Here is a 14414-nt window from a genome sequence, read left to right as displayed (position 1 = left end):
AACATCTTCAATTCTGAAGTTGGATGGAACCACATGGCAGCGGTGGAGTTTTTATGGAGGGCGGAATTCAATTGTCACTAGGAGACGGTCATGAAACTTTATCTTACAAGCGCGGCGGCTGCCATCGTCCTGACGGGCGGCATTGGTGCGGCGCTGGCGGAGAGCGTCGTCGTCGTCCAGCCGCAGCAGGAGACGGTCGTTCGCGAATACATCAAGAGGGAACCGCTTGCCTCGGTGAACCTTCTGGGGGTCGAACTCAAGCTCGGCTCGTCGGTACCGGACACTGTCGAACTGCGTGAAGTGCCCGACGTCAAATACCGCGTCGCGGTGATCAATGACCAGACGGTCCTCGTCGACCCGGAGACCCGCCAGATCGTTGAAGTGCTGCACTAAGGGGTTCCCGCAGCACTGGACCTTGGGAAAAACCCGCCCCGACGTCGCGTCGGTGGCGGGTTTCCTTTTGTCGCGATCCGCGATGGCCTATTCGGCGGCCAGTCTATCCTGCGTCTTGGTCTCGAAATCGCTGGCGTCGTGGCGCTCATGCAGTTGCATGGCAGGCTCGCCGAAAGCGCGGTTGACCATGCGGCCGCGCTTGACCGCCGGTCGGGCGTCGATCGCCTTGGCCCAGCGTTGCACATGTGCGTATTCCTGCACGGATAGGAACTCGGCGGAATCATTGTACATGCGTCCGAGCGCCAGCCCGCCATACCAGGGCCACACGGCCATATCGGCGATGGAATAGTCCTTGCCGCCGAGATATTCAGTCTCGGCCAGCCGGCGGTCGAGCACATCCATCTGGCGTTTCACCTCCATCGAGAAGCGGTCGATGGCATATTCGAACTTTTCCGGCGCATAGGCGTAGAAATGGCCGAAGCCGCCGCCCAGATACGGCGCCGAGCCCATCTGCCAGAACAGCCAGGACAGCACTTCGGCGCGCGCCGGCTGTTCGGTAGGCAGGAATTCGCCGAACTTTTCGGCGAGATAGACCAGGATCGAACCGGATTCGAAGATGCGCACCGGCGTCTTGCCGCTGCGGTCCATCAGGGCCGGGATCTTGGAGTTGGGATTGACCTCGACGAAGCCGCTGCCGAACTGGTCGCCATCGTTGATCCGGATCAGCCAGGCATCGTATTCAGCGCCCTTGTGGCCGCGCGCCAGAAGCTCTTCCAGCATGACGGTGACCTTGACGCCGTTCGGCGTCGCCAGCGAATAGAGCTGCAACGGATGCTTGCCGACGGGCAGTTCCTTGTCTTGCGTCGGCCCGGCGATCGGCCGGTTGATGCTGGCAAAGGCTCCGCCGCTCGGCTTGTTCCAGGTCCATACTTTCGGCGGTGTGTAGTCGGTCATTTCGTGGCCTCGTGTCGGGGAAGGATGGCAGGTCGCCATAAACTAGGGCTGCGGATGTGTAAGTTCAACTTGCGTTGAACTATTATCGATGCCCGCATTGCCAACATCGGCAATTGGGCACTTCCTCACCCTTGCGCCTTCTCCTGCGTGGCATACCTATAGAAGATGTCACCAAAGCCCACCCAGGACAGAAGCATGACCATCAATCCCAATCCGCGCTCGGTCGTCGCCGTGCGGGCCACTGTCCCCGAAGATGCCTTTACGGCCCGGGCGCTCGGCACGCTCAGGGAAGGCAGCGGCGTCGTCATTCGCAACGACGGGCTGGTGCTGACCATCGGCTATCTCATCACGGAGGCGGAAGAAGTCTGGCTGACCAGTCATGACGGCCGCGTCATCCCCGCGCACGCGCTGGCCTACGACCAGGAATCGGGCTTCGGCCTGGTGCAGGCGCTGGCGCCGCTCGGCCTGCCGGCGGTGGCGCTGGGCGATGCCGGCAAGGCCAGGATCGGTGACGCCGTCGTGCTGGCCGACGGTATCGGTCAGTCTGTGCAGGCCAGGATCGTGACCAAGCAGGAATTCGCCGGCTATTGGGAATATCTGCTCGACGAGGCGATCTTCATTGCACCGGCGCACCCGTCCTGGGGCGGTGCCGGGCTGTTCGGCGCTGACGGCTCGCTGCTCGGCATCGGTTCGCTGCGCCTGCAGATGAGCCGCAACGGCGAGGTCGCCGATATCAACATGGTGGTGCCGATCGATCTTTTGCCGCCCATTCTCGACGACCTCCTGACACGCGGCCAGGTGGCCAAGCCGCCGCGCCCGTGGCTCGGCGCCCTGTCGGCCGAAAGCGACGGCAGAGTGGTGGTGATGAGCGTGACCGAGGGCGGCCCGGCGGCCAAGGCCGGCCTGCGCCAAGGCGACATCATCTCCGACATCCGGGACGGCGCGGTCGACGGGCTGGCCGATTTCTATCGCAAGCTGTGGGAGAGCGGCTCGGCGGGGGCCGAGATTCCAATGCGGGTGTTGCGCGACGGCCGCGAAACCTGGCTGCGCGTCAAATCGGCCGACCGCGGCAGTTTTCTGAAAAAGCCGCAACTGCAGTAGACGCGTCGATGGCGTCGGCGATGTCATCGGGTTGCCAATTCGCCCGACGGGCAGCCGCTCGGCCATCGCGGCCAGGGCCTCGGCGGGATTGCCAAGCGCCTGGCGCGCCTGCCGCAGCCGGTTCTCGCCGCGTCCGGCGATGATCACCTCGGCGCCGGCCTCGACGCAGCGCCGGGCCAGCGCCAGACCCATGCCAGAGCCGCCACCGACGATCAGGATTTTCTCATTTGAAATGCTCATTCGCTCTGCCTTTGCTTGGATGGAGAAGGGCAGGGAATTGGCAGTTCGGTACGGCAAGTGAAAACGGAAGAAACCGATAGCGCTATCGGAAGCGCCGATGATGCAGGGCGATCAGTTGCCGCAAGCGGTGAAGGCGGTGCCCGGGTTCCAGTCCTTGAAGGCGATGGTCTGGCCTTCGACCGAGACGGTCTTGTGCTTGGTGCTGCCGTCCGGCTGCTTTTCGCTGCCGGTGCCTTTGCCGGTCAGGACATTGTACTCGCAGGCGCTTTCGGCATTCTCCTTCAAATAGTCATCATGGTCATAGGCGAAGCCGGCGACGATGAAGGCAGCGTCGCGCCAGGCGATGGTCAGCGTCATGTCGGTCCGTTCGCTGCCGACCGGCATCGCCGGCAGGTAGAATTTGATCGAACCGTTGGGCAGCATCGTCAGTTCCGGCTCGGTGTCGGAGTTCTCGTAACCCGGCCGGTCGTAGCCGTTCCATTCCCCGTGGATCTGCTCGTGCACGGTTTCGACGGGCTTGAGGTAATTGTGCTCCTTGTCCCTGAGGAAGAAGTGGACATCCATCGGGTGGCCGGGCTCGGTCTCCACCACCATGGCGAGATCGACGGCGCCGTCGCCGTTGAAGTCCCCGGTCACCGCTGTGATGATCTTCCGGGTTTCGATTGGCTCGGCGAGGGCGGCCGTGGGGAGAGACAACACAAAGGCGAGCAACAGAGATTTCATGGCATATTCCCCCGGGAGCGAGATGGCGTGCCCGAGCACGAGCATGGCAGGTATTCCGAAATTTCATACAGCGGGGCCGGGAGAAAAATGTTCAGGTCGAGGGGCGCGAAGGAACGCCGTAGGCGCCCGCCAAGTTTGCTGCCGGAAACTGACAGCGACTCGTGCCATTCTGGTCGATGACGGGCAATGCCAGGGACGACAGAGAGGGAACTGATGGCGCGAGCGACACCGAAAGGACAGGCCGGCTAATGGCGCCGGTCAAGGTTGATCCCGACAAGGTCCATGAATTCCCGGATCCGGGCAGCTTCTACGCATGGCTCGGCAAGCACCACGCCACGGAAACCGAAGTGTGGATCAAGGTTCACAAGGTGGGGTCGGGACTGAAGTCGATCACCCCCAAGCAAGCCATCGACGTGGTGCTGTGCTTCGGCTGGATCGATGCGGTGCGCAAGGGGTTGGACGACAAGAGTTTCCTGCAGCGCTACACGCCGCGCGGTCGGAAGAGCATCTGGAGCCTGATCAACATCGACAATGTCGCGCGGCTGGTCGAGGAGGGCCGCATGACCGAGCATGGGCTCAAACAGGTCGAGGCGGCCAAGGCGGACGGGCGCTGGGCGCGCGCCTATGGCAGCGGCAAGGAGATGAAGATCCCCGATGATCTGCAAGCGGCAATCGACGCCGAACCCGCTGCGAAGGCGATGCTGGCAAAACTCAGTGCGCAGAACCGTTTCGCGCTCGCCTTCCGCACCCACAACATGAAGACCGAGGCCGGGCGCAAGAAGAAGATCGAGACGTTTGTGGCAATGCTGAAGCGCGGCGAGACGATCTACCCGCAAGGCAGGAAGTAAGGTTTGGGGTGGGCTGGTTTGGGCGCCAGTTCGTCTTCGGCACGGCAAGCCTGTCCGCACGGGATCCGGCGTTGCGCGAAGCGCTTCAGGATCTGAATCGTGAAATTGTTCCAACTGCTTGTTTTTGCGCAATTCGATGGTCGGCGCGTCGCGCGGCTGCTTCAGCAACGACATCGCCGGTGGACGAAGGACGGCACGGCGGCTACCCTTCGAAAGCCGCGACGATCGAGCGGCGGACGCTGGGAGTCGTTGCCGTTGAGAAGAGTTGCTTCGTGGACGATGGCGCTGGGTCTCATTGTCATCGTCGCGTGTGTGGGAGCCGGCGCCACGCTTGCCCAGACCTCGCCCGACCAGACGTCTCCCGACCTGGCTTCTCCCTCGGCCTCGCCGGCAAAAGAGATCTCGGTCGGGATCAAGGAGGCGCCGCCTTTTGCGTTCAAGCTGCAGGACGGCAGCTGGTCGGGATTGAGCATCGACCTCTGGCAGAAAATAGCCGGGCGGCTCAACCTTCGCTTCCGCTATGTCGAAGTGCCTGCCGTGCAGGACCAGATCGATGGCGTCGTCAACGGCAGGTTCGATGCGGCGATGGCCGCGATCACGGTCACGGCCGACCGCGAAAAGGCCGTCGACTTCACGCAGCCCTTCTTCACGACCGGGCTCGGCATTGCGACACCGCTCAACAACCAGCCGTCATGGCGGCCGGTGCTGCATGCCCTGACGTCGTTCGGCTTCCTGCAGGCGGTGCTGGGGCTGGTCATCATATCGGTGGTGGTCGGCGTCCTGATCTGGATGTTCGAACGTCGGCACAATGACGATTTCGGCGGCGGCGTCGCCAAGGGACTGTTTTCCAGCATGTGGTGGTCGACCATCGCCGCGACGCAAGCCAGCACCGGCGACTTCGGTCCGCGAACCGTGCCGGGGCGCGTGCTGGCCGCGCTCTGGATGATGGGATCGATCATTGCCATCGCGGTGTTCACCGCGGGCGTCACATCGGTGCTGACGGTGACGCAGATGGAAGGAATGGTGCAGGGCGAAAGCGATCTCGCCCAGGTCACGGTCGGCGCGGTGCAGAGCTCGTCGACGGCGTCCTATCTGGATTCGACCCAGATCCGTCATCAGGACTTTGCCTCGATCCAGCAGGGCCTCAACGCGCTTCGCGCCGGCAAGATCGATGCGCTGGTGCACGACAAGCCGCTGCTTGGCTGGCTGGTCGGGCAGAATTACGCGACGAGCCTGCAGGTTCTCGATGCGACCTTCGACCAGCAGCAATATGCCATTGCGCTGCCGCTCGGCAGCCCGTTGCGCAAGTCTCTCGATGTCGCCCTCCTGCAGACCATCGAAAGCGATTGGTGGAAACAGGCCGTCTTCCAGTATCTGGGCGAGAAGTAGTCGACAGGAACTTCCGCGGTGCGATGCGCTGGAAAAACCGCCCTCACTCTGCGAGAGAGGCGGCCCTTTCTTCAAGGATTGATGGTTGCTGTCACTGGTTCAGGTCGACCGGCGTCACGCCAAGAAGCTTCAGGGCGTTGGCGTAGGTCCTGATGCCTTGGGCCTGTTTGCGCTCGGCACAAAACCGGTTCGCCTTGTCCTGGAGCGCGGTTGCTTCGGCGATCTGGCTTGCGCTGGTGCCTGGGGTGGCCTTCGTTTGGATGGCTCCGTCGAGTTGAAGGCCGAGCTGGCTGCAATATTCGCTCCGGGTGACCGCAGCGTCCGCACCCGATTGTGCGACCGCCAGCATGGCGAGCGAAATGCCTGTCAGGGCACCGATCCATCCGGTCGAACGTCGTTGCATGTTTCGGGACCATTTCTTCGCGTTGTACAGCAGCCCGCTTGACCGCCGCGAAGGTGGTTATGACAGGCGATGTTTTCGCGAGTTTTTCCCGGATGTTGAATGTTGTTTCCGAAGTGTGTCTGGTGGAGCGTCTTCACCCTCCCCCTTGTGGGGAGGGTCGCTCCGCGCAGCGGAGCGGGGTGGGGGTCTTTTGCAGCGCCGCGCCCCCACCCCGTCCCACCGACCTTGCTTCGCAACCCCGGTGCGCCGACCCTCCCCACAAGGGGAGGTGAAGCGCTGCGGCGCTTGCGCCTCTTCCTTTGCGGCCCTCCTTCGCGTAAGGCGCCGGGCAAATCCTTTCACGCAAGCATATAGCCCGGACACCGCATGATCAGACTTGAAAGCATCAGCAAGCAGAACGGCCGTCAGCTTGTCTTCATCGAAGCGTCGGCGTCGCTGCAGAAGGGCGAGAAGGTCGGCCTCGTCGGGCCGAACGGCGCCGGCAAGACGACGCTGTTTCGCATGATCACCGGCCAGGAGCAGCCCGACGAAGGCCAGGTGCAGGTCGATCGCGGCGTCACCATCGGCTATTTCAGCCAGGATGTCGGCGACATGGAAGGCCACAGCGCTGTGGCCGAAGTGATGAACGGCGCCGGGCCGGTGTCCGAAGTCGCGGCCGAGATGGCAGCCCTCGAGGCGGCCATGGCCGATCCCGAGCAGGCCGACCGGATGGACGAGATCATCGAAAAATATGGCGAGGCGCAGCACCGCTTCGAGGAACTCGACGGTTATGCGCTGGATGGCCGCGCCCGCGAAGTGCTGGACGGTCTCGGCTTTTCGCAGGAGATGATGGACGGCGATGTCGGAAAGCTGTCCGGCGGCTGGAAGATGCGCGTGGCGCTGGCCCGCATCCTGTTGATGCGGCCCGACGCCATGCTGCTCGATGAGCCAAGCAACCATCTCGATCTGGAGAGCCTGATCTGGCTGGAGTCCTTCCTGAAAAATTATGACGGCGCGCTGCTGATGACCTCGCACGACCGCGAGTTCATGAACCGCATCGTCAACAAGGTGGTCGAGATCGATGGCGGTTCGCTGACCGGCTATTCCGGCAATTATGAATTCTACCAGCAGCAGCGGGCGATCGCCGACAAGCAGCAGCAGGCGCAGTTCGAACGCCAGCAGGCGATGCTGGCCAAGGAGATCGCCTTCATCGAGCGCTTCAAGGCGCGCGCCTCGCATGCCGCGCAGGTGCAGAGCCGGGTGAAGAAGCTGGACAAGATCGACCGCGTCGAGCCGCCCAAGCGCCGCCAGACGGTTTCGTTCGATTTCCTGCCGGCGCCGCGCTGCGGCGAGGATGTCGTGACGCTGAAGAACGTCCACAAGGGCTATGGCAGCCGCTCCATCTATGAGGGGCTCGACTTCCAGGTCCGCCGCCGCGAGCGCTGGTGCATCATGGGCGTCAACGGCGCCGGCAAGTCGACGCTCCTGAAGCTGGTCGCCGGCGCTTCCGAGCCCGACACCGGCACGGTGGCGCGCGGGCCAAGTGTCAAAATGGGTTATTTCGCCCAGCACGCGATGGAAGTGCTGGAAGGCGAGCGCACTGTGTTTCAGACACTGGAGGACGCGTTTCCGCAAGCTGGCCAGGCGCCGCTGCGGGCACTCGCCGGCTGCTTCGGTTTTTCCGGCGACGAGATCGAGAAGAAATGCCGTGTGCTGTCAGGCGGTGAGAAGGCGCGGTTGGTGATGGCGCTGATGCTGTTCGACCCGCCCAACCTTCTGGTGCTGGACGAGCCGACCAACCATCTCGACATCGCCACCAAGGAGATGCTGATCACCGCACTTTCGCAGTACGAGGGCACCATGCTGTTCGTCTCGCACGACCGACATTTTCTGGCGGCGCTTTCCAACCGCGTGCTGGAATTGACGCCCGAAGGCATCCACACCTATGGCGGTGGCTATACGGAATATGTCGAGCGGACGGGGCAGGAAGCGCCGGGATTGAGGAGCTAGGCCCTTACCGCAGCGAGATGCTCATGCCGCTGAGGTCGGCGTTGACCTGCAGGCCGACCTGCCTGCCCGTCAATTCGAGCCGGGCGCCCTTGTCGTTGCTCATGACGATCACCTGAGCCCCTTTGCCAAGCGCGCCGCCACCGCCTGCCGCACCATAGACCCCGGTCACATCCCGTGCGCGTTTGATGTGGCGCACGGTACCTTGAAAATAGGTTTTGGAGACGCCGAAGGCGAGACCGCCCGAGACGCCGCCGACCGAGATGGGATAGCGGCGGCCATGGAAGGTCAGCGTTCCTTCGCCTCCGGAGCCACCGACAAAGAAGGCAGCCTTGTAGACGGCGAAGCGGATCGTGCCGCTGTCGGCATGCGCGGCGCTGGCAAAGCCGATGCTCGCGGTGGCGATGGCGGCAACCGCGATGGAACGAAATCCGGATGAAATCTTCATGGTGAGAACTCCTCAATGTAGCCGCTTTGCCGGCCGCAGCGTCGGATCAAAGTTACAACTGAACAGTCTCGCCCGTGATTTGGTTCCAGGCCCCGCGATTTGGTTCCAGGCATGGGTTCGAATCCGGCGGCTGGAGGGCCGGGGAGAGGGCGGCGGGTTGCGAAGGGTGGGGAAGGCGCCCGACCGCAGCTATCGCCTTGCGGGATGAAGAGGTCTATGCAGGCCCTTCACAAGGCTCAGGAGAGGCTTCGGATGAGAATCGCAATCTGCCTCGCATTGACCGCGGCAGTGGCCGGATGCGCGACCTCCCCGGTCGACTATGAGGCGTCGCTTTCGCAGCAGGACCAGAAATGGGCTTCGCCGGCATGCCAGCAGGCCCGCAGGGCGGCTTCGGATTACGAGGCTCGCGAGAAAGAGCATCCGGGGTGGGGTTTCGGCGTCTTGCTTGGTCCATACTCGATGGGGCTCGTCGCAGCCATCAAGGAGCATGAGCAGAAGCAACGAAAGCTGTTCGCCCGCGAAGTGCACCTGCAATGTTCAAGCTTGCCGCTGCCGAAGGAACTGCAGGGCGATTTGAACCCTGGCGTGCCGCCGACGAAGTATCCATAGCCCTGCCGCGCCTTCCCGGCCCCAAAGGCACCGGGGCTGCGAAGCGGCGCGAGTGGAGAGCCGCCGTTGGACCTAAGCAGTCATGGCGCGATCAACATCAGCCAGTAAGTGCCAAGCAAGTCACCACTTGACCCGCAAGCCCAGTGAACCGGTCAGCGCATGACTGTCACCGAAGTCTTTGAGGCCCGTCCGGGCGGCGGCTTCGCCGAACACCGAGAACCTGTCGTCGGCCCAGTTGATCGTGCCGCCAATACCGAGGCCGCCCCAGAGTTGCTCGTTGCGGTTCGAAAGGGTGCTGCCGGCGAGGTCGACAGATGAGCCATCCTCAAAGTCGTAATAGAGGTTGGCGATGCCGTAGAGATTCGTGTGGCCGGCGCGGCCCGTGCGGTCCTGCCACTGCGTCTGATGGCCGAGCGAGAGGCCGAGGCGGCCAAGCAGGCTGTCGTTGGTGCCTGGGGTGACCCTCGCGCCAAAGGCGTCGGTGAAGGCGTCGAGGTCGACCGACGACCAAGCCAACTGGGCTTGCGGCGTCAGCGACCAATTGGGATCGAGCATGATGCGTTTGCCCGCTTCGACGCCGAGCGCGTAGCCGACACCGTTGTTGCCGTCGACGAGCCGCTGTCCGGCGGTCGCCGAATCGAGATTGCTGTCGTACCAGATCACCTGCGCCTGGCCGTCGAGGTAGAAGCCTTCCGCGCCGTACCAGGTCAGCGAGCCGGAAACCCCGGTGCCGGTGCTGTCGATCGACCCGCTGCCGAAGACCGACGAGACGTCGGCGGACACGGTGCCATACTGGAAGGCGACGCCGCCGATGAGCTGGCCGGCCGCGCTATCGGACAAAAGCATGTCGGCGCCGGTCTGCAGCCTCCAGGTCGATGTGTCATATGTCGTTGCGGTGGTGGAGCTTTCCGGATCGTAGGAGCCGCTGGTGCCCTCGATCCTGCCCCACAGCCCGATACCGGCCTCGGCCTTCACCTCGTCGGAGATTCCGTCGGCGCCTTGCGCTTCGATGGTCCAGGACCGGTTGCCGAGCCGCTGCTGCAGCGTGCCCAGCTGGTTGAAGGTCTGCAATACGCCCGCATAGGCCTCATAGAGCGGTGCGCCTGCCTGATAGAGCGGAGTTCCGGGTCCACCGCCATCGATCAAGGCAGAACGCAGATACCAGTCGCCGTCGCCGGTCGTGCTCGTGCCGTCCTGGTAGAGCCTGTAGGCATAGGCGCCGCCGACCACCGCCTGATCGCCTTCGAAAGTATAGTTGCCCTTTAGCGAGAAGCTGCCATTCGAGACGCCGCCGACATCGACGATCTTGATGCCTTCGACCGTCTGCGCCCCGCCGCCGCCGAGATTGACAACCTGGAGCGTACCCGTGCCTGACGTATCCCCGGCGATAACCAGCATGTTGGTCTGCGAGTTGTCTGCACCCAGGGCGGTGCCGATGAGAATGTTGCCGCCATTGCCGACATAGTCGCCGCTGACGGTCAGCTTGCTTCCAAGGCTGCCGGCAATGCCCACGGTCCCGGCATTGGTCAGGCCAGCAATGGTCTGCGAAGTGCCGGCGAGATCGAGCGTGGCGCCTGAGGCGACCGAGAACTGCGAGGAGGAACTGAATGCGTTTTCTGCGCCTGCGGCAAGCGTGCCGCCGCTGACCGATGTGGCGCCGGTAAAGCCTGAGTTGCCGGACGCGAGCACCAGGGTGCCCTGGCCGTCCTTGATGAACGTGCCGGCACCCGAGAGCACGCCGGCATAGCTGGAGTTGGCGACCTGGTCGAAGGTGAAGGAGTTGCCCGCGCCGATAGAGACATCGCCACCGAAGCGCTCGGCCGCCGAGACGAGGCCACCCTGGTCGACGGTCCAGTCGAGCAGCGAGGTGCCGGCTAGCTTCAGCGTGCCGGCACCGTCCTTCACCATCGTGCCGGTGCCGGAGATATCGCCGGCAAAGCTGGCATCCGCCACCTGGTCGAACACGACAGTGCCGGAATTGCCGATGTCGCCACGGATCGAAGCCGCGTTGCCGACCAGCGTGCCGGCACTCACCAGCGTGTTGCCGCCATAGCTGTTCGTTTCGGTCAGCGTCAGCGTGCCGGCGCCGGTCTTGGCAAGATTGCCGGCACCCGAGATCGCGCCGGACAAAGTGAGGTCGGCCAAGGTGTCGAAGGTACCGCCGGGCGCCGCAAGCGTGATGTCTCGCGCCGAGGAGAAGACGGCGGTGTTGCGCAGCGTACCGCCGGAGAGGGTCAGGTCGCCGGCGGCGTCGCCGAGATTGTTGTCGGCCGCAACCGAAAGCACGCCGCCCGAGACGGCCGTTCCGCCTGTGTAGGTGTTGGCGCCCGACAGCACCAGCGTGCCGGCATCGGTCTTGGTCAGGCTGCTCGCCCCGGTCAGCACGGAGGCGATGGTGGCGGTATAGCCTGCTCCGGCCAAGGTGCCGTCGCCGACCCGAATGATGCTCTCGCCGCCAGCGCCGGCAAGCGTGATGGCGTCTCCCTCGATGCGATAGCCGTCGGCGGCGAACTGCATTCCGGTGACCGCAAGCTCGCCAGCGCTGTCGTCGGCGCTGACGGTACCGCCAAGTGTCTGGAAGATGGCGAAACCGGGCTGCGGCTTCATCGCGCCTGTCACCAAGCCGGTGCTCGTCGTCCAGTTCGGGCTCGTCGCCGTCCAGGTGCCGTTGCCACCGTCGACCAGATTGTTGTTGGCATTCCCGGCCGCGTCACCGTCCCAGAACAACAGGTCATTGCCGGCGCTGCTGACCAGATTGACCTGGTTGGCGACCGAGGTCTGCACCGTCAGGTCGGCTGTCGTTACGCCGGCCGGCAGATTGCCCAACTCGAGGCCGTTGTCGGTCAGCGCGCCGCCATAATTGATCAGCCGGTAGACACCGGGGCCGAAGCCGCCGACATCGGTAATGTCGAGGCTGCCGTCCAGCGTCAGGTTTCCGGTCACCTCAATCAGGTCATTGACGCCGCCGCCGACAATGCCGGCTTGGCCAAGCTCATAATCAAGGATCGAGCCGGAGCTCAGGCTGAGCGATCCGACCGTGAGGGTGCCAGGGCTGGACCCCGGCGCCAGCATGCCGCCATCGGCGATGATGACCGCGCCGCCGATCGAGCCGGAGCCGCCCAGCGTCGCACCGCTGTTGACCGTCGTCTGCGAGCTGCCGAGCGAACCCTCGACGACAAGCTTGCCGGCCTCGACCGTCGTCGGGCCGCTGAGAGTGCTGGTTCCCGTAAGGCTCAGATTGCCAAGACCCTGCTTGGTAAGGGAGCCGCTGCCATCCATGGAGCCGGCAAAGGTGGCGTCGGTCGGCTGGTCGAAGACGAGCGCTCCGTCGTTGAGGATTCCGCCGGTGCCGAGGCTCGAGGCTTGACCGGTCAACGTGCCGCCGGTGATCACCGTGCCGCCGCTGTAGCTGTTCAGGCCGGTCAGTGTCGTGCCGCCCGAGCCCTGCTGAACCACCGCGCCGCTGCCTGAGATCGCACCACCGACGATCAATGCATCTGAGCGGTTGAATGCCACCGTGCTGTCGTTGAGGACATTGCCGACAATGCTGCCGCCCTCGCCGACTTGGAGCGTGCCGTTATTGATGACAGTGCCGCCGGTGTAAGTGTTGGCGCCCGACAAAACCATCGTGCCGCCGCCTGCTTTCGTGAGACCGCCTGCGCCGGAGATGACATTGCTGAGCGTGAGGATCGTGCCGACATCAGTCAGAAACGTTCCGCCTCCTGTCAGGGCGATTGTCCGGCCGCTGGTGATGTCGGCGGTCGTCTGCAGTGTGCCGCCACTGAAGGTCAACCCGCCGGAGGCGGCGCCCAGATTGTTGTCATTCGAAATTTGCAGGGCCCCGCTGCTCAAAGTCCAGGGCGTAAGGGCGGTCGTCGTCCCCGTCAGTGTCCAGGTGCTGCTTCCTGTCTTTTCATACAATCCGAAGCCGTCGTATTTGGCGCCAGCGCCGATCTTGGACACATCAAAACTGGCGCTGCTGTCGCCGCCCAGCTTGAAAGTGTCGGCAGTGCTGAATGCAACCACATTGCCGCCGATTACCGAGCTCGCTTGAAGCTCCAGAGAATTAACTCCGCCTGTGAACTCGATAGCCTTGCCGGTGATCGGAGTTCCACCACCGGCGCCGACGGCGCCGCCGCTGATCGTGCCCGCATTGATAACCGCGATGTTGGCGCCCTTGATCCCCGCTGCGCCATCGCCGCCTGCCAAGGAGCCCTGGCCGCCACTGCCGCCAATAATCGTCGCACCTTGATTGTTGATGACGGTTCCACCTGAGAGCAGCAGAACAGCGGCGCCACCGTCCCCACCGCCGCCGAGAAGGGCTCTTCCGCCGGCGCCCCCCAGCAGATTCCCGCTGTTCTGGATTGTCCCGCCGCCGATCAGGACGATGGCAGCCGCGCCGCCGCCGCCGCCTGCTTGGGCCCCAACTGTAGAGCCACTAGTGCCACCGGTAACGCTGCCGCCCGCCTCTACAACGACATTTGCGGACGAGAATATGCCGACGCCGCCACCACCGCTGCCGCTGTTGCCACTGTTCCCACCTCGGCCACCAGTGCCACCAACCACCGATCCTGTGCCAGTAACCGTAACGTCGGCCGTGGCACTGACGCCCACACCGCCACCACCGCCGCCGCCGCTCCTGACGACGCTGTTTGTGCCAGGTGAGCCCGAAGCGCCGGCTCCGCCGCTGATGCTGGTTGCAATGGTCCCGTCTGTGGAGATGACCAGACCCGTAGCACCAGTCGCACCGGCAACGCCGTTTGGGTTGTTGGCTGTCGAGCTTCCCGATCCCGACCCTCCGGGCGCACCATTGCCCGTCGTGAGATCAACGCCGCCACCACCGCCGCCGGCGGTAGCGCCATTGGGGACATTCTGACCCGTGGCACCCGCTAGTGCACCGTCCACACCCCCTTGTCCGGCGCCTACGCCGCTTCCATTGCCGCCATCGGCCCAAGCGGGCGCGACATTCAGCGCGAGTGTGACAGCAAGGATCGCAAGGGCGGAAGCGCTGCAGCGAAGCGACACGTCCTGCTGCAAGCGCGCGAGGCGCAAAACCCAAATCCCGTCGCGCGCCAAAATCCGCTCCGCCATGCCTAAGCTCCCTGATTCCTGAGTGCGCCGAAGGCAGCATGAAAGCTATTCGCCCGCAAGACGTTTATAGTCACGAGAGCTACCAAGAAGCTAACAGTGACCAGTAAAATCAAGTCTGCGACGTTTGAGTGACAGATAATACGTCGATATTAGATCTAGCTTATCAAAGAGACCTTACGGAATCGCGAGAACAATCTCGCCGCATGGGTCTGCAGGGAAATTTTCGGAG

At 63.7% G+C, this 14414-nt stretch carries 11 protein-coding genes and 1 pseudogene; 6 read left to right on the top strand and 6 right to left on the bottom strand.

Features of this window, described 5'->3' with window-relative positions:
- Positions 1 to 90: 90 nt before the first annotated feature.
- Positions 91 to 393: a DUF1236 domain-containing protein gene (locus NKI69_RS09035; RefSeq protein ID WP_023813335.1), complete on the top strand. Its 303-nt coding sequence runs from the start codon at positions 91 to 93 to the stop codon at positions 391 to 393.
- An 87-nt stretch (positions 394 to 480) separates the two neighbouring features.
- On the opposite strand, the gene yghU is transcribed toward NKI69_RS09035, so the two are convergent.
- Positions 481 to 1347 carry a glutathione-dependent disulfide-bond oxidoreductase gene (gene yghU / locus NKI69_RS09030; protein ID WP_023813336.1) on the bottom strand — a complete coding sequence of 289 codons (867 nt, stop codon included), beginning with the start codon at positions 1345 to 1347 and terminating at the stop codon, positions 481 to 483.
- Positions 1348 to 1542: 195 nt separating this feature from the next.
- On the opposite strand from yghU, the gene NKI69_RS09025 reads away from it, so the two are divergent.
- Entirely contained in the window at positions 1543 to 2448 is a 906-nt protein-coding gene (locus NKI69_RS09025; RefSeq protein WP_352721038.1) for a S1C family serine protease, read from the top strand.
- A gap of 87 nt (positions 2449 to 2535) precedes the next feature.
- On the opposite strand, the pseudogene NKI69_RS09020 reads toward NKI69_RS09025, so the two are convergent.
- Together NKI69_RS09020 and NKI69_RS09015 are read right to left on the bottom strand one after the other, a co-directional pair.
- Positions 2536 to 2688: pseudogene (locus tag NKI69_RS09020) on the bottom strand (SDR family NAD(P)-dependent oxidoreductase); the annotation flags it as partial.
- Positions 2689 to 2799: 111 nt separating this feature from the next.
- Entirely contained in the window at positions 2800 to 3411 is a 612-nt protein-coding gene (locus NKI69_RS09015; protein ID WP_164893069.1) for a hypothetical protein, read from the bottom strand.
- Between the two features lie 248 nt (positions 3412 to 3659).
- Between NKI69_RS09015 and NKI69_RS09010 the strand changes: the two genes are divergently transcribed.
- Together NKI69_RS09010 and NKI69_RS09005 are read left to right on the top strand one after the other, a co-directional pair.
- Complete coding sequence (locus tag NKI69_RS09010; RefSeq protein ID WP_023813338.1) at positions 3660 to 4259, top strand: YdeI/OmpD-associated family protein; 600 nt, start codon at positions 3660 to 3662, stop codon at positions 4257 to 4259.
- A 255-nt stretch (positions 4260 to 4514) separates the two neighbouring features.
- A complete protein-coding gene (locus NKI69_RS09005; RefSeq protein ID WP_245273287.1) occupies positions 4515 to 5648 on the top strand; it encodes a transporter substrate-binding domain-containing protein in 1134 nt (377 codons plus the stop codon).
- Between the two features lie 91 nt (positions 5649 to 5739).
- Here the strand turns inward: NKI69_RS09005 and NKI69_RS09000 are convergent, their stop codons facing one another.
- Positions 5740 to 6051, bottom strand: a complete 312-nt coding sequence (locus tag NKI69_RS09000) for a hypothetical protein (protein ID WP_023813340.1) — start codon at positions 6049 to 6051, stop codon at positions 5740 to 5742.
- 366 nt (positions 6052 to 6417) lie between these two features.
- On the opposite strand from NKI69_RS09000, the gene abc-f reads away from it, so the two are divergent.
- Complete coding sequence (abc-f, locus tag NKI69_RS08995) at positions 6418 to 8040, top strand: ribosomal protection-like ABC-F family protein (RefSeq protein WP_352721035.1); 1623 nt, start codon at positions 6418 to 6420, stop codon at positions 8038 to 8040.
- Between the two features lie 4 nt (positions 8041 to 8044).
- On the opposite strand, the gene NKI69_RS08990 is transcribed toward abc-f, so the two are convergent.
- Positions 8045 to 8485 (bottom strand): lipid-binding SYLF domain-containing protein, encoded by a 441-nt coding sequence (locus NKI69_RS08990; RefSeq protein WP_023813342.1) that lies wholly within the window; start codon positions 8483 to 8485, stop codon positions 8045 to 8047.
- 252 nt (positions 8486 to 8737) lie between these two features.
- Here NKI69_RS08990 and NKI69_RS08985 point away from each other — a divergent pair, with 252 nt between their 5' ends.
- The gene (locus NKI69_RS08985) at positions 8738 to 9094 is read left to right on the top strand and encodes a hypothetical protein (protein ID WP_031213633.1); all 357 of its coding nucleotides are present in this window, start codon (positions 8738 to 8740) and stop codon (positions 9092 to 9094) included.
- A gap of 120 nt (positions 9095 to 9214) precedes the next feature.
- Here NKI69_RS08985 and NKI69_RS08980 read toward each other — a convergent pair whose 3' ends face one another.
- Positions 9215 to 13999 (bottom strand): autotransporter outer membrane beta-barrel domain-containing protein, encoded by a 4785-nt coding sequence (locus NKI69_RS08980; RefSeq protein WP_352721032.1) that lies wholly within the window; start codon positions 13997 to 13999, stop codon positions 9215 to 9217.
- Positions 14000 to 14414: the final 415 nt, after the last annotated feature.

It is taken from the genome of Mesorhizobium sp. M0491, from assembly GCF_040321265.1.
Taxonomy (GTDB): domain Bacteria; phylum Pseudomonadota; class Alphaproteobacteria; order Rhizobiales; family Rhizobiaceae; genus Mesorhizobium.
The sequence above is the reverse complement of the archived record's forward strand: the minus strand, read 5'-3'. Positions and strand labels throughout refer to the sequence as shown.